General features: G+C 68.5%; 19 protein-coding genes and 4 tRNA genes. 8 read left to right on the forward strand and 15 right to left on the reverse strand.

Annotation, left to right across the window (positions count from 1 at the left end):
* Positions 1-30: 30 nt before the first annotated feature.
* Complete coding sequence (locus QNO11_RS06930) at positions 31-543, reverse strand: glycine cleavage system transcriptional repressor (RefSeq protein ID WP_257509798.1); 513 nt, start codon at positions 541-543, stop codon at positions 31-33.
* Between the two features lie 156 nt (positions 544-699).
* Between QNO11_RS06930 and QNO11_RS06935 the strand changes: the two genes are divergently transcribed.
* Positions 700-951: a hypothetical protein gene (locus tag QNO11_RS06935; RefSeq protein WP_257509797.1), complete on the forward strand. Its 252-nt coding sequence runs from the start codon at positions 700-702 to the stop codon at positions 949-951.
* 67 nt (positions 952-1,018) lie between these two features.
* Here QNO11_RS06935 and QNO11_RS06940 read toward each other — a convergent pair.
* From QNO11_RS06940 to QNO11_RS06950, 3 genes are all read right to left on the reverse strand, one after another.
* A tRNA-Val gene (locus QNO11_RS06940) sits at positions 1,019-1,093 on the reverse strand.
* Between the two features lie 24 nt (positions 1,094-1,117).
* Positions 1,118-1,191: transfer RNA gene (locus QNO11_RS06945), tRNA-Cys, on the reverse strand.
* A 53-nt stretch (positions 1,192-1,244) separates the two neighbouring features.
* A tRNA-Gly gene (locus tag QNO11_RS06950) sits at positions 1,245-1,317 on the reverse strand.
* A gap of 146 nt (positions 1,318-1,463) precedes the next feature.
* Here QNO11_RS06950 and QNO11_RS06955 point away from each other — a divergent pair.
* Positions 1,464-1,539, forward strand: a tRNA-Val gene (locus QNO11_RS06955).
* 103 nt (positions 1,540-1,642) lie between these two features.
* On the opposite strand, the gene QNO11_RS06960 is transcribed toward QNO11_RS06955, so the two are convergent.
* The 4 genes from QNO11_RS06960 to QNO11_RS06975 form a co-directional block, all read right to left on the reverse strand.
* Entirely contained in the window at positions 1,643-2,098 is a 456-nt protein-coding gene (locus QNO11_RS06960) for a hypothetical protein (protein ID WP_257509796.1), read from the reverse strand.
* A 305-nt stretch (positions 2,099-2,403) separates the two neighbouring features.
* Entirely contained in the window at positions 2,404-3,801 is a 1,398-nt protein-coding gene (locus tag QNO11_RS06965; protein WP_257509795.1) for an MmgE/PrpD family protein, read from the reverse strand.
* A 22-nt stretch (positions 3,802-3,823) separates the two neighbouring features.
* On the reverse strand, positions 3,824-5,032 hold the full coding sequence (locus QNO11_RS06970) for an NAD(P)/FAD-dependent oxidoreductase (protein WP_257509794.1): 1,209 nt from the start codon (positions 5,030-5,032) through the stop codon (positions 3,824-3,826).
* Positions 5,033-5,040: 8 nt separating this feature from the next.
* Positions 5,041-6,399, reverse strand: coding sequence for a sodium/glutamate symporter (locus QNO11_RS06975; protein WP_257509793.1), 1,359 nt, complete (start codon positions 6,397-6,399; stop codon positions 5,041-5,043).
* Positions 6,400-6,512: 113 nt separating this feature from the next.
* On the opposite strand from QNO11_RS06975, the gene QNO11_RS06980 reads away from it, so the two are divergent.
* Complete coding sequence (locus QNO11_RS06980) at positions 6,513-7,400, forward strand: LysR family transcriptional regulator (protein ID WP_257509792.1); 888 nt, start codon at positions 6,513-6,515, stop codon at positions 7,398-7,400.
* Between the two features lie 110 nt (positions 7,401-7,510).
* Entirely contained in the window at positions 7,511-7,891 is a 381-nt protein-coding gene (locus tag QNO11_RS06985) for an integrase core domain-containing protein (protein WP_285169882.1), read from the forward strand.
* A gap of 302 nt (positions 7,892-8,193) precedes the next feature.
* On the opposite strand, the gene QNO11_RS06990 is transcribed toward QNO11_RS06985, so the two are convergent.
* From QNO11_RS06990 to QNO11_RS07000, 3 genes are all read right to left on the reverse strand, one after another.
* Complete coding sequence (locus QNO11_RS06990; protein WP_257509790.1) at positions 8,194-9,786, reverse strand: ABC-F family ATP-binding cassette domain-containing protein; 1,593 nt, start codon at positions 9,784-9,786, stop codon at positions 8,194-8,196.
* 131 nt (positions 9,787-9,917) lie between these two features.
* Positions 9,918-10,520, reverse strand: coding sequence for a response regulator transcription factor (locus tag QNO11_RS06995; RefSeq protein ID WP_257509789.1), 603 nt, complete (start codon positions 10,518-10,520; stop codon positions 9,918-9,920).
* Positions 10,517-11,722 (reverse strand): sensor histidine kinase, encoded by a 1,206-nt coding sequence (locus QNO11_RS07000; protein ID WP_257509788.1) that lies wholly within the window; start codon positions 11,720-11,722, stop codon positions 10,517-10,519. Before QNO11_RS07000 ends, QNO11_RS06995 begins: the two co-directional genes overlap by 4 nt.
* 168 nt (positions 11,723-11,890) lie before the next feature.
* Between QNO11_RS07000 and QNO11_RS07005 the strand changes: the two genes are divergently transcribed.
* Entirely contained in the window at positions 11,891-12,445 is a 555-nt protein-coding gene (locus QNO11_RS07005; protein ID WP_257509787.1) for a small multidrug efflux protein, read from the forward strand.
* Positions 12,446-12,516: 71 nt separating this feature from the next.
* Here QNO11_RS07005 and QNO11_RS07010 read toward each other — a convergent pair whose 3' ends face one another.
* From QNO11_RS07010 to QNO11_RS07025, 4 genes are all read right to left on the reverse strand, one after another.
* Positions 12,517-13,026: a type II toxin-antitoxin system PemK/MazF family toxin gene (locus tag QNO11_RS07010; protein ID WP_257509786.1), complete on the reverse strand. Its 510-nt coding sequence runs from the start codon at positions 13,024-13,026 to the stop codon at positions 12,517-12,519.
* A gap of 297 nt (positions 13,027-13,323) precedes the next feature.
* The gene (locus tag QNO11_RS07015; RefSeq protein ID WP_257509785.1) at positions 13,324-14,550 is read right to left on the reverse strand and encodes an ammonium transporter; all 1,227 of its coding nucleotides are present in this window, start codon (positions 14,548-14,550) and stop codon (positions 13,324-13,326) included.
* 188 nt (positions 14,551-14,738) lie between these two features.
* Positions 14,739-15,767, reverse strand: coding sequence for a cell division protein ZapE (gene zapE, locus QNO11_RS07020; protein WP_257509784.1), 1,029 nt, complete (start codon positions 15,765-15,767; stop codon positions 14,739-14,741).
* A 40-nt stretch (positions 15,768-15,807) separates the two neighbouring features.
* On the reverse strand, positions 15,808-17,031 hold the full coding sequence (locus QNO11_RS07025) for an alpha/beta hydrolase family protein (protein WP_257509783.1): 1,224 nt from the start codon (positions 17,029-17,031) through the stop codon (positions 15,808-15,810).
* Between the two features lie 25 nt (positions 17,032-17,056).
* Between QNO11_RS07025 and QNO11_RS07030 the strand changes: the two genes are divergently transcribed.
* The 3 genes from QNO11_RS07030 to QNO11_RS07040 all read left to right on the forward strand — a co-directional run bounded on the left by QNO11_RS07030 (position 17,057) and on the right by QNO11_RS07040 (position 20,114).
* Positions 17,057-17,647: a DUF3000 domain-containing protein gene (locus QNO11_RS07030; RefSeq protein WP_257509782.1), complete on the forward strand. Its 591-nt coding sequence runs from the start codon at positions 17,057-17,059 to the stop codon at positions 17,645-17,647.
* On the forward strand, positions 17,640-18,836 hold the full coding sequence (locus QNO11_RS07035; protein ID WP_257509781.1) for a ribonuclease D: 1,197 nt from the start codon (positions 17,640-17,642) through the stop codon (positions 18,834-18,836). Before QNO11_RS07030 ends, QNO11_RS07035 begins: the two co-directional genes overlap by 8 nt.
* Before the next feature lie 72 nt (positions 18,837-18,908).
* The gene (locus tag QNO11_RS07040; RefSeq protein WP_257509780.1) at positions 18,909-20,114 is read left to right on the forward strand and encodes a thiolase family protein; all 1,206 of its coding nucleotides are present in this window, start codon (positions 18,909-18,911) and stop codon (positions 20,112-20,114) included.
* Positions 20,115-20,119: the final 5 nt, after the last annotated feature.

Consider the following 20,119-nt stretch of genomic DNA (forward strand, 5'->3'; position numbering starts at 1 on the left):
AGCCGGGTGCGCGACGGGGCCGACGCGGGGTCAGACGTCGGTGACGGCGAGATCCACCTGGATCTCCCCGGCGAGCCGCTCGAGGTCCTCGGTGATCGTGGCGGTCTCGACGCCGGGCGGCACCCGTACCGCGAGGATCGCTTCGAACAGCGTGCCCCCTGCCATCGGTGCGTCGAGGGTGCGGCTGGTCAAGCTGTCGATGCTGAGACCCCGCGCGGCAAGGGTCCCGGTGACGTCGCGGACGATGCCCGGGCGGTCGTTGCCCAGCACCGTGAAGGTCACGTGACGGGTCGCGGCATCCGCCCGCGCACTGCTCTCGTGCGTCGTGATGCGCAGCAGTCCGCCGAGTCCGTCCAGCGCCGCTCGCAGTGCGTCGACCCGGTCGTCTGGGACCGAAACGAGCGCGATCCCGGCGAAGGCCCCGGCGAGCTCGGCCATTTCGCTGCGTTCCCAGTTTCCGCCGTGGGTGGCAACGGTGTCGGCGAGGGTCTGTACGAGACCCGCGCGGTCGTCGCCGACGATGGTGAGCACGAGGTGGGCCATGCGCCGAGCCTAGCCCCGCGGGTATCGCGTGCGGGCGGGTGGCATCCGTCCGTCGCATGCGTTCGAGAAACCACTTCTCGGACGAAAAACCACGCGACGCGTGATGTCTCGACCGAGAAATGGTTTCTCGCAGGACGGGACGGTAGCGTCTGTCGCATGATCGAGGGGCTGCCGCGGGATCGCGCATCGGGCCGCTGGGTGTGGCTCGTGTTGCCGGTCGTCCTGGGCGTTGTCGTTCTTTTCGTCACGAGCACCACGGTGGGCACGTGCTACGACTCCGCCGATCCCGCCGCGACCCACTGCGACAGCGGCCCGATGCTCGGCGTCGCCGGCGTGTGGGTGGCCTGGGGTGCGTGGGCGCTCGTCGCAGCCCTCTGTGTCTCCCGTGCGGTGAGGCGCCGGAGCTGACGCGTCCGGCTCGCCAGGCGATGCGGGAGCGGAAACGAAAAACCCCCGGCGAGCCGGGGGTTTTCGGTGGTGCGCGATACTGGGATCGAACCAGTGACCTCTTCCGTGTCAGGGAAGCGCGCTACCGCTGCGCCAATCGCGCCCGTAAGGGCTGTTGAGTTCTGAGTGGAGGTGGCGACGGGATTCGAACCCGTGTAAACGGCTTTGCAGGCCGGTGCCTAGCCGCTCGGCCACGCCACCGTGTGGTTTGACCCCACGTGCCATGGAACCCCCGGAGAGGTTCCGTACACTCGAGCGGATGACGAGACTCGAACTCGCGACCCCAACCTTGGCAAGGTTGTGCGCTACCAACTGCGCTACATCCGCATTCTGCACCGGATCGCTCCGGCACTTGAATGACTTTAGCCGACTAATTGCCGAGTGCAAAACCCGCGCGCCCCGCGCGTGTCTCGCCCGTTGGTTCGTTGCCGGCCGCGGCATCCGGTATGCTCATTCAGGCCCCTCGGGGCGACGGGCGATTGGCGCAGTTGGTAGCGCGCTTCCTTCACACGGAAGAGGTCATCAGTTCGAGTCTGGTATCGCCCACCACGAATCATCCGCGGAAAATCAAGGGTATTGAGGCTCCGGGCTCCCCGACTCCGCACGGCGCACTCGTCGACCGGTTCGCCATGCTCGTGGAGACCGGGGAGAGCTACAGCATCCCCGCCTGACGGCGCAGGCCGCCGGCGAGCTGGGTCGCCTGCTCAGCGTTGCGCTTGGCGGTGGTGACACCCTGAAGGTGCACCGCGCGCACCAGGCGGAGACGCTTGATCTCCGTGCGGGCGTTGGCCTGCTCGAGAAGCAGCGGGTTGCCCGTGGCCAGCGCCTTCACCTCGCCATAGCTGACGGTCGCGCCGGAGACATCTTCCAGCTCCCGCGTGGAGGCACCCGACGCGTACAGCGCGTCGAAGGACCGGCTCTTGCGTTCGAGGGCCTGCCAGACGTAGCAGTCGAAGGACCCCTCCGTGACCAGACGGTGGATGTTGAGGCTCCCGGAGAGATTCCCGTGCCGGTTGCCCCGGCCGTCACGCTGCACCATCTCGCTCGGCAGCCACGGGCCGTCCAGGTGCCACAGGTCGGTGAGGCGGGTCTGGAGGTTCGTACCCATCCCCATCTTCGGTGTGCTGCCGATGAGGAAGGACACTTCCCCGTCGCGGCATGCAGCAACAGAGCGGCACGGGCCTTGTCGGTGGTCGCCTCGTGGACGAACCGGATGGCGCGGGCGGGGACACCCTCGTCCACGAGCGCTCGCCGCAGACGCCCGTACGTGCGGGAGTTACCGGAGTTGGGGGTGCCGAGGTCGCAGAACACCAGCTGGAACCCGCCGGGAGTCGGGGATTCCCCCAAGTGGCGGGTTTTCGGTCGAGGCCGTTCTGCGATCAGCGCCGCCTCGGTGTGATCGATGGGCCGCTGTCAGTCGCCGACGACCGCGGGTTCACGAGCGCTCACACCGAAGGACAGCATGGCACCGGGGTCAGCACTCGCGTGCTGCGCATCAGGACTCACAAGGCGGGCGATGCTGAGATCGTCCATCCTGAATTCGGGGCTGACATACTGCCGATATTTTTCGGTGATGATGCCGCGCCATTCGCTGTCGCCCGCGTCGCCTCGGGCGGTGAAGAGCCCGGATGCGATCCGCGTGCCATCGCCGAACGTGACGATCACCTGCGAGCGCCGCGCGGCCGGGAAGGCGCTGCTCAACCCCGGGTCGACGACGACATGCACCTTCGGGAGCAGCGCAGCGGCGCGCGGGTCGTGGACACCGTCGGTAACGGATTCCACGTCGAACCGCCCGGTGCTGAGCATGCACGCGACTGGCCACGGCAAGTTGAACTGCGCCTCTTCGGAGCAGGTCGGCTGCGATACCGACAGTGCCGCGGCGTGGTCGAAGGTACAGATCTCGACGCTCTCCACTGCGGCGGCGTCGAGAAGGGGAAGGCCGGCCATCTGCAGTATGCTCACCGCGGCATCCAGTGCCGGATGCACCCAGCGGCAACATGGATACGGCTTGACGTACATCCGATCGGTCTCCCACGTCGCGCCGAACTCCTCGTGCGCCATCGCGGCGACGACGGTGCTCCGCGTGGCCGTAAACCCGCGGGCGGAGAGCAGCGCGCTGGAGACGCCGACGTGCGCGCCCCATCCCATTGCATCCTTCGCCATCGCGGGATCGACGACGGCGTTCATCACTAGGTCGAGGGGTGCGTGGTACTCGGCGAGTCCGAGGGCGTTCTCGATCTGGTCCTCATCGAGGCGGAGCAGCCGGCAGGCCGCAGCCGCCGCACCGATCGCGCCCCAGCTGCCTGAGCTGTGGTAGTTGCCCAGCCACTCCTGCTGATGGATGGCGGCGCGGATGCCGACTTCGTAGCCGATCAATACCGACAGGGCGAATTCCTGCGCGTTCGCCCCGGTCAACTCCGCGACCGCCAGGGCGGCGGGGATCACGACGCCGCCCGGATGCCCCTTGGCGAGCGGATGCCCGTCATCGAGATCGAGCGCGTTCATCAGTGTGCCGTTCACCAGGGCGGCTCCGGGAGCGGAGAGTCGCCAGCCGTCGAGGAGGGAGGTCGCCCGGTCGCCGGCGAGGTTCTCCGCGGCGAACTCCGCCATCACCCGGGGCCCCGTCAGCATGCGACCCGCGTGGGCGCATGCTCGTGCGTCCAAGCAGAGCCAGGCGATGCGCTCGATTACCTCGTCGGGGACGTCCGTCCTCTCCAGCCCGCGGATGAAGCCCGCGACTCGCGCGGACGTCGCCTCGGCGGCGGTCCTGCCTACACGCAGCGCCGGAGGAGTCGTGGACTGTGCACTCATCGTATTCTCCTCTTGAGACCACTCACGCCTGCGGGAGGGCGGCGGATCGGCTCTCGACATACATCCGCTGCATCTCCCTCGAGCTTTCATCCACCTCGCCCGAGCTGGGGTCGGTCAGTGTGCTCCTGCCGGGGCGGAACGGGGCGAGCGTGTCGTCGCCCGTACCAGTGATGAGCTCTCCGGTGGCCCGCTTCGCGAGGACAGGTGCCAGGTTGATCGCGGAGTGTGCTGACACTATGACCACCTGCCCACGCTCATCCAAAGGCCCGACGATCGGCAGTCCGTCGGCCGGGACCGGGCGGATGCCGATGGCGGCGTCGGCGATGCCGGTTCCCGCGAATGCGGGGAGGATCTGCTCGGTAAGGGTGGCGATGCGGTCCGTGAGCTGGGCGATGTGCGCGGCATCCGAGTCCTCGCGCACGTGTGCCTCCTCGGAGTAGGACTGCAGAGTAAGCCGGCCGCCGGGTGCTGGCCGCAGGTTCACGCGCGGGTGCAGCAGGATGCCGTTCATGAGGCCCGGTTCGACCGGCTCGGAGGTGAGCACAAGGCCAGGAACCCGATTTACAGGTACGGTGAATCCTGCGAGCTGGGCGATCTCGGCGGCGGCTGCGCCGGCCGCGATGCACACTCGGTCAGCGCGGTAGCGGTCGCCGCCTTCTACGATGACGTCGACGCCGTCGTCTCCGCGTTCGATGCCGACCACGCGCCGGCCGGTCTCGAACCGCGCGCCGGTCGCAGCCGCGCGCTGCGTAAGTGTCCGCGCGAACAGCGGGGCGTCATACCAGTACGAGTCGGGGTACATCGCGACGCGGTCGGCATCGCCATCGACGCGCAATTGCGGTTCCAACTCGCCGAACTCCTCGGTGCTGATCCACCGTGCAGGGTGTCCCCACTCCTGCACCCGCTCGACGCGGGACGAGATCAGCTCGGACTCGTACTCGTCGATCGGCCATTCGTACACTGAGGCGGGATGCACCCACGACTCGGACGAGTCGAGCGGGATGTCCAACGCTTCGAGCAGCCGCAGGTGCTCCTGCCCGCTCTCCATCGCCAGGTCGAAATGCTGACGCGGGGTCTTGCGAGTGGCGATGTGCATCGAGAACGACGCCGACGTTGTTCCCTCGGCGACGCCGCCGCCGTCGATGACCGTGACGTCCTCACCCTCTTTGCTCAGGTAGTAGGCGAGTGCGGAGCCGACGGCGCCCGCGCCGATGATGATGGTGCTGCTCATTTCGTTCCTTACTTGGTGGCGACTGCGACGTTGTCGAGCGGCGCGGGGGTGCTCCTGGTCCATCCGAGCGCGAACGCCAGGACGATGACCGCGACGCCGGTGACCAGGCAGGTGATGATGTAGGGCCAGCCGAACCCGGTGGTGACCAGTACGGGTGCGACGATGGCCATCGCGATCTCGATGGGAGCGAAGCCGACGTACGCGAGGCTGTAGTCCTCTATGGTTCTGCTCTTGCCGCGCGGGTCAACGATCTTGAGCAGCGCGAGGCCGGTGGCGACGGACGCCGTCGACCATCCCCAGCTGAAGAGTCCGCGCTCGAACCACGCCTGCCCGAACATCTTCGGAGTCAGGAACCGGAAGATGAGGATGCAGTATACGAGGCCGAAGGCTAGCAGGATGCCGAGCGGGAGGGCGTAATCGAGGACGATCGCCGGGACGATCGATGCGATGCCGAAGGCGACCAGCAAATCCGTGGCGGAGCCGGACAGCGACCCGACGGTCTGGGAGTCAATGTAGCGCTTGGCGCGCGTGCGCTGAACGATGAGGCGGCCGACGAGACCGACGGCGAACGCCGCCCCGAAGAGCGGGATCGACACCATCGGGAACACGGCGTTGATGCCGGTCACGAGCACATATCCGAGGAAGGTGGTGAGAGCTATCACGGCGAAGTGGAGGGCGAGCGAATCAAGGCTCGAGGGCGACGAGGTCGCGGTGCCGATGGAGGGGCGCTTGCCGATGAGGGAGATGAGCCCGGTCTTCATCTCGCTGGGCAGCTCGTCGGGTCGCAGCGACTCCGTAGTCTTTCCGGTCGTGGCTCCCCAGCGTGCGATGGCGAGGCCGCCGATGATGCACACGAACACGCCCATGGTGGCCGACGTGAACCCCAGGCTCGTCGCACCCTCGAAGCCCGCGTGCTCGAGTGAGCCGCCGATGGCGGCCGCGGTGCCGAAGCCGCCCGCCCAGCCGGCCGGCAGCATGAGTCCGAAGGCGTCGGGAAGGTTGAAGAACAGGGCGAGTACGGTGAAGCTGAACAGCAGCGCGAGCCCCCATTGCAGCACGTACATTGCCGTGGAGTAGGCCCACATCGTGCGCGCGCCCTTGGAGACCTTGCCGAAGCTCTCGCTGTAGGGCATCGCGGCGAAGACGACGGCGATCAGGATGGCGCTGTAGGTGCCAAGCTGATCGGAGAACGGGATCAGATCGAGCCATCCCGGTCCGAAGATGACGCCAAGGATGCCAGCGGTCATGGCCGAGGGCAGCATGAGCCGCTGCGCGAAGGGCACGAAGGCTCGCACGAGCTTACCTACGAGCAGCAGGATGGATATCCATCCCAGATCCGTGAGAAACGTGTAAGGCGTGTAGTCCATGACCTCTCCTTTGAGATGGGGACGAGCGGGCTAAGCCAGTACCTCACATCCACAAAGACGTGTCCAATATCAATCGCTCGTTGATTCATTCGCTTAAGTGACATAATCTCGTCATGGAACTACGGCAGCTGAGGTCCTTCCTGGCCGTCGCGGACGAGTTGCACTTCGGACGCGCGGCCGCGGAGCTGAACATGAGTCAGCCTCCGCTGAGCGCGCAGATCCGCCGCTTGGAGCAGGATCTTCGCGTCCAACTCTTCCAGCGCACGACGCGGCAGGTGAAGCTGACACCGGCTGGTGCGCATCTGCGGGACCGGGCGCGCTCACTGTTGGCCGACATCGACGTGATCGTCGACGAGACGAGGGAGATCCACGAAGGGGTGCGTGGCAGCATCCGTGTCGGATTCATCAGCTCCGCCAGCTACACGGCCATCCCGAGGGCGGTCAGCCTGTTCCGATCCCGCTTCCCGAACGTCCGCTTGGCGCTGGATCCCCTCACCAGCGGCGAGCAGGTCGAGGCACTACGCGCGGGCAGGCTCGACATCGGCCTGATCCGCGGCGACGGAGGCGATACAAGGGGCCTACATACGCTTGAGCTCTTCGCCGAGTCGCTCGTCGCTCTGGTGCCCGCCTTCTTCCCACTCGCCGAGCACGACGTGGTCACGCCAGAGCAGCTGGTCGACGAGCCGATGATCCTCTTCCCCCGTCGGCTGATGCCCGGCTTCGTCGCGCAGGTGCTCAGCATCTTCACCCCCACCGGTCGCACGCCCAGGGTGATCCAGCAGGCGATCCATCAGGAGACGGTGGTTAACCTCGTCGCGGCCGGCGTCGGCGTCTCCATCCTCCCCGAGTCAGTCTCCCGGTTCTGTCCGGAAGAGGTGCGGGTGCTGCCGATATCCAGTTCGCCGACCACATCGCTGCTGGCCGCGATGGCCGACTCCGCGCCTCTTGGCGTGGTGCGCTCGTTCCTCACGTGCCTGACCGAGTCGACTCATCTCGACTAGGCGTGTCTCCCTATGTCGGGTGATTGCGCGGTGGGCGTTGGTCGGGCCGTTGCGGCTGGAACGTCGCCGCCACCCTGAAGGCCGAGATCCTGCCGCTGCAGGCGCTTGACATGGCCGCCTGGGGAGCCGGCGGCGACCTCACCGGGCTGACCCACCACCCGGACCACGGCTCGAACTATATGGCGATGGTCTACACCGACCGCGTCGTCGAGCTCGGCGCCGTGCCCTCAACCGGAACCGTCCGCGACAGCTTCGACAACGCCATGGTCGAGGCGGTCAACAACCTCTACAAGACCGAGCTGATCCGCCAACGCGGACCCTGGCGGACCGTCGAGCAGGTCGAGCTGGCGACCCTCGAGTACGTCTGGTGGTGGAACAACCAGCGCCTCCACGGCGAGCTCGACATGCGCACCCCGTTCGAGGTCGAGGACGCGTACTACGCTGACCTGGAATCAGCCCAACCGGCACCTGCCGGACAAGCGATCCGATAGGAACGAAAGTCAGGCCGATTCACAGTGCCCACAAGCCCAGCCTTGTGGCCGACAGCCCCGCACGCTCGCGCAGGAGCCCGGATCCCATTGCTTGCCCACAATTTGCCCACAACCCGCGTCACATCGCGCCGCTCTGGGCCACCACCAACCACAAGGATTCCCCGGTTTTCCGCGGAGAACAGCGTAATCACGGCGGTGTAGTTGCCTTTCACACGGAAGAGGTCATCAGTTCGAGTCTGGTATCGCCCACAACAGAACACCCCCGGTTCGCCGGGGGTGTTCGTCATTTCAGAGCGGATGCCTCACAGTGCCCCGGTAGCCGGAGTCTCGATGACCTGCGGCGATCCGTCGAACACGAGCAGCCTGTCGGCGAGCTTGTCGACGAAGAACCGGTCGTGGCTGACCACCATCACCGCGCCCGGGAAATGAGTCAGCGCGCGTTCCATCACCTGCGTGGAGGTGATGTCGAGGTGGTTGGTCGGCTCGTCGAGGATGATCACCGCTGCCCCCGACAGCAGGCACTGCGCGATCGCGACACGCGCGCGCTGACCGCCCGACAGGGTGCCGATCTTCTGCTGCAGATCGGCCTCGGAGAACTGCAGCATCGCGAGGAACCGGTTCACGCTCTTCTTCGTCGCCGTCAACGCGAGCGAGTCGGGGTAGGCGTTGACGGCGTGTCCCACGCTGTCCGTCAGATCCAGCTCGGCGAAGACCTGGTTGTACGAGATGAACCGTGCCCCCTTGGCCCAGCGCACCGTGCCGGCATCCGCTTCGGTCTCACCGGTGAGGACATCGAGCAGCGTCGACTTTCCGGATCCGTTCGAGCCCAGCACCGCGACCCGGTCGCCGCGCTGCAGGTCGAACGAGAGCCCTTCGAACAGCGGCGTGCCGTTGAAGCCCTTCGCCAGCCCGGTGACCGTCAGCAGGTCGTTGCTGACCCGCAGCCCGTCGTAGATGCCGGTGATGATCTGGTCGATCGGACGAGGCGCCTGGCGCTTCTTGATGTCGGCGAGGCGCCGGGTTACCGCGTTCGAGGGGTTGCGGGCCGCTTCCCGCCGCGCGGTGGAGGCTGCCTGCTCGTAGGCGAGCAGCTCCTCCTCGTGGGCGAACTGGCGCTCGAGCATCTTCAGCCGCGACTGCTTCGCGTGGACATAGGCGGAGTAGTTGCCCTCGTAGTCCTGCAGTCGCAGGTTTTCGATCTCGACGATGCGGGTGACCACGCCGTCGAGGAACTGCCGGTCGTGCGAGACGACGAGCACCGCGCCGGGGAACCCGCCGAGCCACCCCTCGATCCAGCGCACGCCGTCGAGGTCGAGGAAGTTGGTCGGCTCGTCCAGCAGCAGCACATCCGGGGCCTGCACCAGGATGAGCGCGAGCGCGGCGCGGTTGCGCCACCCGCCGGAAAGCCGGCCGACGGGCAAGTGCCGGCGCTCCTGGTCGAACCCGAGGCTCGTGAGCACCGTGTCGATCGTGTTCTCGTAGGTCCAGCCACCGACGGCATCCATGCGCTCGAACAGCTCGCCCTGCTCGGCGAGGAGGCGGGTCATCGCGGCATCCGTCATCGGCTCCGCCAGCTGCGCGCCGATCTCGTCGAGGCGGGCCTGGGTTTCGTGCACCGCTGCGAAGTGGCCGCTGAGCGTCTGTTGCACGCTTTGCTCGCCGTCGAGCTCGGAGAACTGCGAGAAGTACCCGATCGTGGTGCCGAGCGTCACCGACACGGTGCCACCGGACGGCTCCCGCCGACCGAGCACGATCTCGAGGAACGAGGTCTTGCCGGTGCCGTTCTTGCCGATGAGGCCGATGCGGTCACCCTGGCGCAGCTTGAGGAAGGCTTCCCGCAGCACCGGTTTCCCGTCGAATTCGATGCTCACGTCGTTCAGGCGGATCAGGCTCACGGGTGTCCTCGCGGTCGGGTAAAAAGCTGCGAGACGGATACCTCGGGCCGACCGCCCACTCTAGCGACGGCACCTGCACGCGCGATGGATGCCGGCTGCGGCGCCGGATCTGGACGGATGCCGCGGCACCTTCAGAGCCAGCCGCGCTCCTCTGCCGCCAGGGTGGCCTGCTGGCGGGAGTCGACGGCGAGCTTTGCCAGCACGGCGGACACGTGATTGCGTACCGTGCCGGGAGCGAGCGACAGCGTGCGGGCGATCTGCTCCGACGTCTCCCCGCGGCGGCCCGCACGCAGCACGTCGAGCTCGCGCGCCGTCAGCGGACAGCGCTCATCACTCAGCGCATCCGCGGCGATCTCGGGGTCCACGTATCTCGCCCCTGCCGCGACCCGCCGGATGACGGCAGCGACCTCGTCGGCGTCGCGGGACTTGGGCAGGAACCCTGCGACGCCTGAAGCCAGTGCACGGCGCAGCACACCGGGACGGGCGTGACGGGTCACGATGATGCACCGCGTCGCCGCGGTGCGTTTGAGCCGCTCCGCCACCTGCACGCCGTCCAGGTGCGGCATCTCCAGGTCGAGCAGGCAGACATCGGGTTGCAGCCGCAGCGCTTCGGCCACTGCCTGCCGGCCGTCGGCGCACTCCGCGACGACATCGATGTCATCCTCCAGGCGCAGCAGCGCCGCGAGGGCGGATCGGATCATGACCTCGTCGTCCGCGAGCAGCACCCGGATCATCGGCGACCGCCCGCGGGCACGGTCATCGTCACACTGAACTCGCCGTCCCCGCGTCGCACATCGAGTGTGCCGCCGGCATCGGTGGCGCGACGGCTCAGCCCGGCCAAGCCCGCGCCGTCCTGCGCCGGCGCGGCATCGGTTGCGTCGTTGGAGATCGCGTACCGCCACGACGATGCATCCCGGGTGAGAGAGAGCCGTGCCCATCCCCCGCCGCCGTGGCGGAGCACGTTCGTGGTGGTCTCGCGGATGACGGGGCCGATCACGTCGGCCGGCGCGCGGTCGGCATCCTCGTCCACTGTCACGTCGGCGTCCGTACCGGCCGCACGCAGCAGATCCACGGCGTTGGCGAGTTCGTCTCGCAGTGGCACCGACCGGAAGCGCATGGCGAGGTCCCGGGTACCCTGCCGCGCCTCGTCGACGCTGGCGCGAGCCGTCTGCAGGTGCTGCAACGATGCGGCGGGATCGCGCGACATCAGGCGCTCGGCCAGCTCGAGTTGCAGGGCGATGACCTGCAGGTGGTGGCCCTGGAGGTCATGGACGTCGGTCGCCAGGCGCAGGCGTTCCTGCGTGGCGGCGAGCTTGGCCTCGGAGGCGCGGGCACGGTCGAGGGCGATGAGCACGTCCCACCACCACAGCGACAGGACCGTCATCAGGGGAAGGAACGTGGTGTAGAACCCCACGAGCCACCAGCTGGGCTCCGCGGTGATAACGCCGACCTGCCCGAAGCCCAAGCGCGCGTCGATGACCCACAACCCGGCGAGCAGAAGCGTCGCCGCCAGCACCACGCGCAGGCGCACGCCCGCGGGCCAGTTCAGCAGCACAACCGACTGCACGAGCGGCAGCAGTGCGATGGCCCAGCTTCCGCTGGCGATCCACACCACGACGCCGTAGGCGGCGGCGATCGCCAGTGGCGCAAGCGCTCTGCGCCAGCTTGCGACGGGCGCACCCTCGGTGCGATGCCGGTAGTCCACCATCAGCGCCACAGTCGAGGCGCACCACACCAGGGCGCCGAGCCCGACGGCGAGCACGGCCCAGGCATCCACCCCCGCCTCCCCGAGCGCCGAGAACCAGACCATGACAAGGATCAGTTCGAACAGCAGGATCGCCGAAACCGTGTACCACCACGTGGCGTTGATGCCCCTGGTCAGCGCCGCTCCCCCGGGCGCGGAGGAGCCGGCGGCGGGCGCGGAGGTGCGGGTCACTCGTCCACCCTAGAGCGCATGACAAATGTCATGGATGCCGCGTGCAGACCGCACCTGCAGCGGTGACAGAGCGACACTTCCGGCCGCCCAGCCGAAGCGGTGGACTGTGATCATCACCGCGCCGCCATCGCAGCACGGTTGCCCTCATCGCCTCACCAGGAGCAGAACATGAGCCTCATCGACACTTTCCAGGACCTCGTCGCGCAGGTGCCCGACCTCGTCCAGCCGCTCATCCTCGCTGCCGCCGGTGCCGTGCCGTTCATCGAGGGCGAGGGCGCGGCCGCCATCGGCATCATCGGCGGCATCCACCCCGTCGTCGCCGTCATCGCCGGCGCCCTCGGCAACTTCCTCTGCGTCGCGGTCTTGGTGCTGCTCGGCTCCGGCGCGCGGGCGGCGGTGGTCACCCGCCGTAGCGTTCACGCGCGTGAGGTCGTCCCCGTCGGCGGTGCCGCTTCGCCCGAGCTCGATCCCGCCGCGCCGGCCGAGAATCTCGGCGGGAACCCGACGCGCCGCGCGAAGTTCCTGCGCGCCCTGGACCGCTACGGCGTCCCCGGGGTGAGCCTGCTCGGCCCCCTGCTGTTGCCGACCCAGTTCACGGCGACCATGCTCGCCGCTGTCGGCGTGGCAAAGGTGCGCATCCTGGTGTGGCAGGCCGTAGCGATCATCGGCTGGACCACGATCATCGCGGTCCTGATCACCGGTGTCGTCAACGCGGTCCACTGAGCCGGACCGCTCCCCTCAGCCGGTGAGCTGCGGGTTGGTCGCCCGGAGCGCATCGACGCTCGCGGTGCGCCTCACCCGGCGACCTTCCAGCCGTACCGGCGCTGCAACGCCGCCGCCACGCGGACGAACGTGCCGCGGTCGAGGGCTGCCGCCTCTCGGCGCATCCCCGCGGTGTGCACGCTGTAGAGCTGGCCGACGTCGACCCAGGATGGCCTTCCTCTCGAGTCCCACTCCCCCGCGCCGATCGGCACGAAGCCCGCTTCGCCGTCGTGCGGCGTGCTGGTCAGCCGCAGCGCGTAGACACGGTCGGCGTTCTGCGGGGCGATCACGAGGACCGGGCGGTCCTTGCCGCGGCCGTCTCGCTCGGCATACGGCACCCACGTCCACACGACTTCACCCGCGTCGGGTTCGCCGTCCGGGTCGGGCGAGTACGCGATGCGCAGCGCCGCGGGCGGGGCAAGGCCGATGGTGGCGGTGGCTCCCGACCGGCCGGGCGTCTCGTCCGTGCCCACTCGGGAGATCGGGCGCCTCGACGGCCGCAGCAGCGACGCGAGGCGCTGCAGGAAGCCGCGCGTACTCACGGCGCCACCCTATCCCCCGACCCCGCAGCGTCCCCCGGTGCCACACGGCCGGGGTTTGGGGCGCGTATCGGGCACCGAACTCGGGTTCCGCGGGGTTTGGGGCGCGTATCGGGCACCGAACTCGGGTTCCGCGGGGTTTGGGGCGCGTATCGGGCGCAGAACCCGGGTTCCGGGGGGGGGGGGCGTATCCGGCGACGGATGCCGCGGCCAGCGACCCCGAGCGCGCCGGCGAGCCCCGGACACGCGACAGGGGCGCCGCGGCCAAGCCGCGACGCCCCTGCAGGTGTGGACTGAAGGTCAGTCGGCGAGGGCGTAACCCTCTTCGCCGTGCACGACCGTGTCGACACCGGCGATCTCGTCCTCGTTCTTGATGCGGAAGCCGAGCGTCTTCTGAATCGCGAAGCCGAGGATGCCGGCGACGACGAAGGAGTAGACCATGACACCGAGTGCGGCGATGACCTGCAGCAGCAGCTGCTCCGCGTTGCCACCGACGAACAGGCCGGTGTCGGTGGCGAAGAAGCCGAGGTAGATCGTGCCGATGAGGCCACCGACGAGGTGGATGCCGACGACGTCGAGCGAGTCGTCGAAGCCCAGCTTCCACTTCAGCTCGATCGCGAGGGCGCAGGCCGCACCCGCGATGATGCCCAGGAGCAGCGCCCAGCCCGGCGACAGGTTGGCGCAGGCCGGGGTGATGGCGACCAGACCCGCGACCGCACCCGATGCCGCACCGATCGACGTGGCCTTGCCGTCCTTGAGCTTCTCGACGATGACCCAGCCGAGCACGGCAGCGGCCGTGGCGCCGAGCGTGTTGATCCCGATGAGGCCGACGCCGCCCATGTCCTCGGACAGCCACTCGGCACCGGCGTTGAACCCGAACCAGCCGAACCACAGGATCGCGGCGCCCAGCATGACGAGCGGCACGTTGTGCGGCTTGTGGATGCCCTTCTGGAAACCGATGCGCTTGCCGAGGACCAGCGCCAGGGCGAGGGCTGCGGCGCCGGCGTTGATGTGCACCGCGGTGCCACCGGCGTAGTCGATGACCTCCGTGCCGAAGCCCATGCTGGTGCCGAGGTTGAAGATCCAGCCGCCACCCCACACCCACGCGGCGACGGGGAAGTAGACGATGGTCGCGAACAGACCGGCGAACAGCATCCACGAGCCGAACTTGGCCCGGTCGGCGATCGCACCGGAGATGAGCGCGACCGTGATGATCGCGAAGGTTGCGCCGTACGCGACGCCGATGAGCGACGTGTTCGCGCCCTCACCCGAAGCGAGGCCGCTGAGGGCGAAGTCGCTGAACGGGTTGCCCGAGAACTCCCACGTGCTGCCGACCGCGCTCATGTTGAAGCCGTACAGAATCCACAGCACGCTGATGAGTCCGAGAGCTCCGAAGCTCATCATCATCATGCTGACGACACTCTTGGCCTTGACCAGACCGCCGTAGAAGAAGGCGACACCGGGCGTCATGAATAGCACGAGCGCGGTGGCCATGATCCCCCAGGCGATGTTGCCGGGTGCGTCCATAGGTGTTACCTCACATTGATCAGTGACAGGGACACGTCGCGGATGGGTACGGGTGGCCGCTTCGTGTTCGCCCAGTCTCGCCAGGCGCCGTTACTATCAGCGTGCAGGTCGTGTTTCGCGTTGGTTACGCAGTGGCATCCGCGGTAAACATCACGTTTCGTCCCGCCCGGAACGCGGCCCCGGATGGGTCAGGAGTGCGTGAGGGCCACGAGGCGGGAGATGGCGCGCAGGTACTTCTTGCGGTACCCACCGGCGAGCATCTCGTCACCGAACACCTGATCGAGCGGAGTGCCGGTGGCTCGAAGGGGGATCTGCGCGTCGTAGGCACGGTCCACGAAGGCGACGAAACGCAGCGCCGCGGACTGGTCGTCCAGTTGCGTCACATCCCGCAGCCCGACCGCCGACAGCCCCTCGATGAGCCGGATGTAGCGGGAGGGGTGCACGGTGGCCAGGTGGGCCACGACCGCCGCGAACCGGTCGTCGGATGCGGGGCCGGTGGTGGCGGCATCCGCCAGCACCCGCTCGTACTCGGCGTCGGTGAGCACCACCGCGTGCCCGTCGACGGCGCGCTGGCGGTAGTCGGTGCCGTCGATGCGCAGAGTCTGGAAGCTCGCCGACATCGCGTGGATCTCGCGGAGGAAGTCCTGTGCGGCGAAGCGACCTTCGCCCAGCGCGTTCGGCGGCGTGTTCGATGTCGCCGCCAGCCGGGTGCCGGATGCCACGAGCTCGCCGAGCAGCCGGGTCATGACCATCGTGTCGCCCGGGTCGTCGAGTTCGAACTCGTCGATGCACAGCAGATCAGCGCCACGGAACAGCTCGACGGTCTTCTGATAGCCGATCGCCCCGACCAGCGCGGTGTACTCGATGAAGGAGCCGAAGTATTTCCGGTGCGCGGGCACCGCATGGTAGATCGCGGCGAGCAGGTGGGTCTTGCCGACACCGAAGCCGCCGTCCAGATATACGCCTGGCTTGAGCTCGGGCGTCTTCTTCGCCCGGCGGAACAGGCCGCCGCGCGCTGCGGGTGCACCCCCGCCGGAGAACGCGATGAGCGTTTCCTTCGCGTCCTGCTGCGACGGGTAGGCATGATCTGACCGGTAGGTCTCGAACGTCGCGTCATCGAACTGGGGCGGCGGGACGAGCGAGGCGATCATCTCATCGCCGGTGACCTGGGGCTGGCGTTCGATCAGACGCACGATGCCCGTGCCGGTGGTGGTCATGGGTGTCGATCGTAGTCGCGCGAGGCGCCTCGGGTCGCCGCTAGTCGTACGAGGGGGTCTGCACCGACGTCATGCCGTGCGCGCGCAGCCACGTCAGGATGCGGTTGTTCCAGCGCTGCTGGTCGTAATTCCACAGTTTCGTGTGGCGCGCCACGTCGAACACTTCGAACTCCACCAGGTCCGGGCGGGCGACCACCAGATCGTGGGAGGCGTCGGAGGGCACGAATCCGTCATCGTCGCTGTGGAGGATGAGGATCGGATGCCGCAGCTCCCCCGCCCGGGCGACCACGTCGAGGCGGTCGAACGGGATGGGCGCGCCGGCACCGGTGACGGTGGTCGCCCAGTCGGCGCGCAGCGCGCCGATCGCCAGTTGGGTGACCGGCTCGGGCACCTTCAACTGCTTGGCCTGGTAGCCCAGCACGATGCGCCAGTCGATGACGGGTGACTCCAGGACGACACCGACGATGAGGTCGCGGTGCGCGGAGTTCAGCGCCACCTGCAGCGCGATCGCGCCGCCCATCGACCAGCCCATCAGCACCACGCGCTTCGCGCCGCGTCTGCGGGCGAAGCCCACCGCCGCATCCACGTCGCGCCACTCCGTCGCGCCCAGCGCATAGGTGCCGCTGCGACTGCGCGGCCCTTCGCCGTCGTTACGGTACGACACCAGCAGGGAGGTGATCCCGGCTTCGTGGAACACCGGCACAGCGCGCAGGCACTCCGCGCGGGTGGTGCCGCGGCCGTGAACCTGCACGACCCAGGTGTCGGCGGACTCGGCCGCCGGGAACAGCCACGCCGGGCATGGGCCGAGCGGTCCGCCGATCAGTTCGGAGGTGAACGGCAGCTGCAGCTGGGTGGGGTCGTCGAAGTACCAGCCGCTGAACGCGGCCTCGGAGGAAAGATGCGCCTCGGCGGGTACGTGCGTGAGGAGCTTGCGCTTGACCGTCGAGGCGTCCTCGGAGAGCACCGAGCCGAGCTTGATGTACTGCGCGGTGCCGGTCGTGAAGAGGCCATACCTGCCGGGCAGCGCGGTGTCGGCGGTGCGCGAGAGGGTGATGGTCTGAGCGGCGGTGTCCAGATCGACGATCTTGGTGTCGGGCACCCGGCCGGCGGGGGTGACCACGCGACGTGCCATCCGCACCGCCAGCACGCCCATCGCGCCGATCACCCCGGTCAGGGCGGCGACAAGGGTGACCACGAGTGCACGCACGAGGATCAGGGCAGAGAGGGAGGCGCCGGGCGGGACGGCGCGCCTGGAGGCCATCATGGTGGCCTCACTCTAGTCTGTCGACGTGGATGATCCGCGCCCTCCGGCGGGACCGCCCGCATTCGCTGAAGCAGCGGAGCGGGTGCGTTCGCTCGCCTTCCGTTCCGACTTCGTCGTGCGCGAGATCCCTGCGCCCAGCGGGCTGGCCCCCGACGCCATCGCCCTCGCCGGCGACGTGCGACCCGAGCAGCACGGGGTCGACTCCCCCTACGGCACCGGGCGCTTCATCCTGCTGCACGACGACACCGACGTCGACGCGTGGGGTGGTCCGTGGCGCATCGTCTGCTTCGCGCAAGCGCCCCTGGAGACCGAGATCGGCACCGATCCGATGCTGGCCGATGTGGCCTGGTCATGGCTGGTCGACGCACTTGAGTCCCGCAGTGCGAAGTATGAGGCGGCATCCGGCACCGCCACCAAGACGCTTTCCAAAGGTTTCGGCACGCTGGCCGATCAGGGCGATGGCGCCCAGATCGAGCTGCGCGCGTCCTGGTCGCCGTCCAGCGACATCGTCCAGCACGTCCAGGCGTGGGGTGAACTGGTTTGTATGCTGGCGGGTTTGCCGCCCGGGTCGGAGGAGATTGCAGTGTTTGGACCGCGCCGAGGTGCACGTGGCTGAGTACGTCGTCATCGAGGATGCCGCGGGGCTCGCTGCCGCGTGTGCGGCACTGGCCGACGGCGACGGTCCCGTCGCCGTCGACGTGGAGCGGGCTAGCGGCTTCCGCTACTCCCAGCGCGCGTACCTGGTGCAGGTGTTCCGGCGCGACGCCGGGGTGTACCTGTTCGATCCGCCCGCCATCGGCGACATGACCCCGTTGCAGGATGCCATCGGCGGCGAGGAGTGGATTCTGCACGCCGCGAGCCAGGATCTTCCCTCGCTGCGGGAGATCGGTCTGGAGCCCCCGTCGATCTTCGACACCGAGCTCGCCGCGCGGCTGCTGGGCCACGAGCGGGTGGGGCTGGGCGCCGTGGTCGAGGACACCCTGGGCATCACTCTGGACAAGGCGCACTCCGCCGCGGACTGGTCCACCCGGCCGCTGCCGCAGGCATGGCTGGAGTACGCCGCGCTCGACGTGCTGCTGCTCGTGGACGTGCGCGACGTGCTGGTTGCCGAGCTCGATGAGCAGGGTAAGACCGAGCTCGCCGCGGAGGAATTCCAAGCCGTGCTGGAGCGTGCCCCCAAGCCCCCGCGCGAAGAGCCGTGGCGGCGCCTGAGCGGACTGCACACGGTGCGAGGGCGGCGTGGCCTCGCGGTGGCGCGGGCGCTGTGGACCGCACGCGAGGATTACGCCCGCGAGCAGGACGTCTCCCCCGGCAGACTCGTGCCCGACCGCGCCCTCGTGGCCGCCGTGCTGGCGGACCCGGCGACCAAAGCAGACCTCGCGAAGGTGAAGGACTTCACCGGGCGGGCCAGTCGCTCGCAGCTGGACCGATGGTGGGCGGCGATCGAGGCCGGTCGCGCCGACGAGGCGCTGCCGCCGGAACGCGTCCCGGGCGACAGCATGCCGCCGCCCCGGGCCTGGGCGGACCGCAATCCCGCCGCCGACGCCCGCCTCAAGGCGGCCCGACCGGAGATCGAGCGTGTCGCCGAAGAGCTCGGGATGCCGACGGAGAACCTGCTGACGCCCGACACGCTGCGCCGCGTCGCCTGGACGCCGCCGGAACCGCTCGACGCGGCATCCGTCTCGGCCGCCTTGGCCGCGCAGGGTGCGCGTCGCTGGCAGATTGAACGAACCGCACAGGTGATCACCGACGCGTTTGTGCGTTCCCTGCAAGCGCCATCGGAAGAGCCTGAAACGACTTCGTAGGATCACCCCAACCGATTCTCCTGCGCCGACGCGGGTTTCTAGGCTGACATGATCCCTATTTTTGGAGGCAGAGTGGCCGAGATTTCGGACGTCTTCTTCGTCGACGGCATGCGCACGCCGTTCGGACGCGCAGGCGAAAAAGGCATGTACTGGAACACCCGCGCCGATGACCTCGCTGTGAAGGCGACCATCGCGCTCATGGACCGCAACCCCGAGGTTCCCCCAGATCGCGTCGACGACGTCGCGATCGCCGCAACCAGCCAGACCGGCGACCAGGGCCTGACCCTGGGCCGTTCCGTCGCGATCCTCGCCGGTCTCCCGCAGACCGTGCCGGGTTTCGCAATCGACCGGATGTGCGCGGGCGCGATGACGAGCGTCACCACGATGGCCGGCTCCATCGGCGTCGGCATGTACGACGTCGCCCTCGCCGGCGGCGTGGAGCACATGGGGCACCACCCCATCGGCGCCGACGCCGACCCGAACCCCCGCTTCGTGGCGGAGAAGATGGTCGACCCCGGCGCGCTGAACATGGGCGTGACGGCCGAGCGCATCTTCGACCGGTTCCCTCATCTGACCAAGGAGCGTTCCGACCGCTACGGCATGCTCAGCCAGCAGAAGCTGCAGGCGGCATACGACGCAGGCAAGATCCAGCCCGACCTGGTGCCGGTCGCCGTCAAGGACGCCGAGGGCGCGTGGGGGCTGGCGACGGCGGACGAAGGCCGCCGCCCGCAGACGACGATGGCAGACCTCGCGAGCCTGAAGACGCCGTTCCGTCCGCACGGCCGGGTCACGGCGGGCACCTCGTCGCCGCTGACCGACGGCGCGACCATGTCGCTGCTGGCCGGCGGCGGCGCCGTGAAGCAGCTCGGGCTTGCCCCGAAGATGAAGCTGGTCTCGTTCGCGTTCGCCGGCGTGCAGCCGGAGATCATGGGCATCGGCCCGATCCCGTCGACCGAGAAGGCGCTGCGCAAGGCGGGCCTGGACATCTCCGACATCGGACTGTTCGAGCTCAATGAGGCCTTCGCGATCCAGGTGATCTCGCTGCTGGATCACTTCGGCATCGCCGACGACGACCAGCGCGTCAACCCGTGGGGCGGCGCCATCGCCGTGGGCCACCCGCTCGCGGCATCCGGCGTGCGCCTGATGATCCAGCTGGCTGCGCAGTTCGCCGAACGCCCGGACGTCCGCTACGGTCTGACCGCCATGTGCGTCGGCCTCGGGCAGGGCGGCTCGGTCATCTGGGAGAACCCGCACTTCAACGGCAAGAAGAAGAAGTAGGAACC

Origin of the sequence: Microbacterium sp. zg-B96 (genome assembly GCF_030246865.1) — a bacterium.
Classification (GTDB): Bacteria; Actinomycetota; Actinomycetes; order Actinomycetales; family Microbacteriaceae; genus Microbacterium.

Coding starts and splice junctions, on each gene's coding strand:
- QNO11_RS07025 (WP_257509783.1), bottom strand. CDS start 17,031: ATGATGGCCTCCAGGCGCGCCGTCCCGCCCGGCGCCTCCCTCTCTGCC.
- QNO11_RS06975 (WP_257509793.1), bottom strand. CDS start 6,399: ATGGACTACACGCCTTACACGTTTCTCACGGATCTGGGATGGATATCC.
- zapE (WP_257509784.1), bottom strand. CDS start 15,767: ATGACCACCACCGGCACGGGCATCGTGCGTCTGATCGAACGCCAGCCC.
- QNO11_RS06995 (WP_257509789.1), bottom strand. CDS start 10,520: ATGATCCGGGTGCTGCTCGCGGACGACGAGGTCATGATCCGATCCGCC.
- QNO11_RS06970 (WP_257509794.1), bottom strand. CDS start 5,032: ATGAGCAGCACCATCATCATCGGCGCGGGCGCCGTCGGCTCCGCACTC.
- QNO11_RS06965 (WP_257509795.1), bottom strand. CDS start 3,801: ATGAGTGCACAGTCCACGACTCCTCCGGCGCTGCGTGTAGGCAGGACC.
- QNO11_RS06930 (WP_257509798.1), bottom strand. CDS start 543: ATGGCCCACCTCGTGCTCACCATCGTCGGCGACGACCGCGCGGGTCTC.
- QNO11_RS06935 (WP_257509797.1), top strand. CDS start 700: ATGATCGAGGGGCTGCCGCGGGATCGCGCATCGGGCCGCTGGGTGTGG.
- QNO11_RS07005 (WP_257509787.1), top strand. CDS start 11,891: ATGAGCCTCATCGACACTTTCCAGGACCTCGTCGCGCAGGTGCCCGAC.
- QNO11_RS07015 (WP_257509785.1), bottom strand. CDS start 14,550: ATGGACGCACCCGGCAACATCGCCTGGGGGATCATGGCCACCGCGCTC.
- QNO11_RS06960 (WP_257509796.1), bottom strand. CDS start 2,098: ATGGGTACGAACCTCCAGACCCGCCTCACCGACCTGTGGCACCTGGAC.
- QNO11_RS06980 (WP_257509792.1), top strand. CDS start 6,513: ATGGAACTACGGCAGCTGAGGTCCTTCCTGGCCGTCGCGGACGAGTTG.
- QNO11_RS06985 (WP_285169882.1), top strand. CDS start 7,511: ATGGCCGCCTGGGGAGCCGGCGGCGACCTCACCGGGCTGACCCACCAC.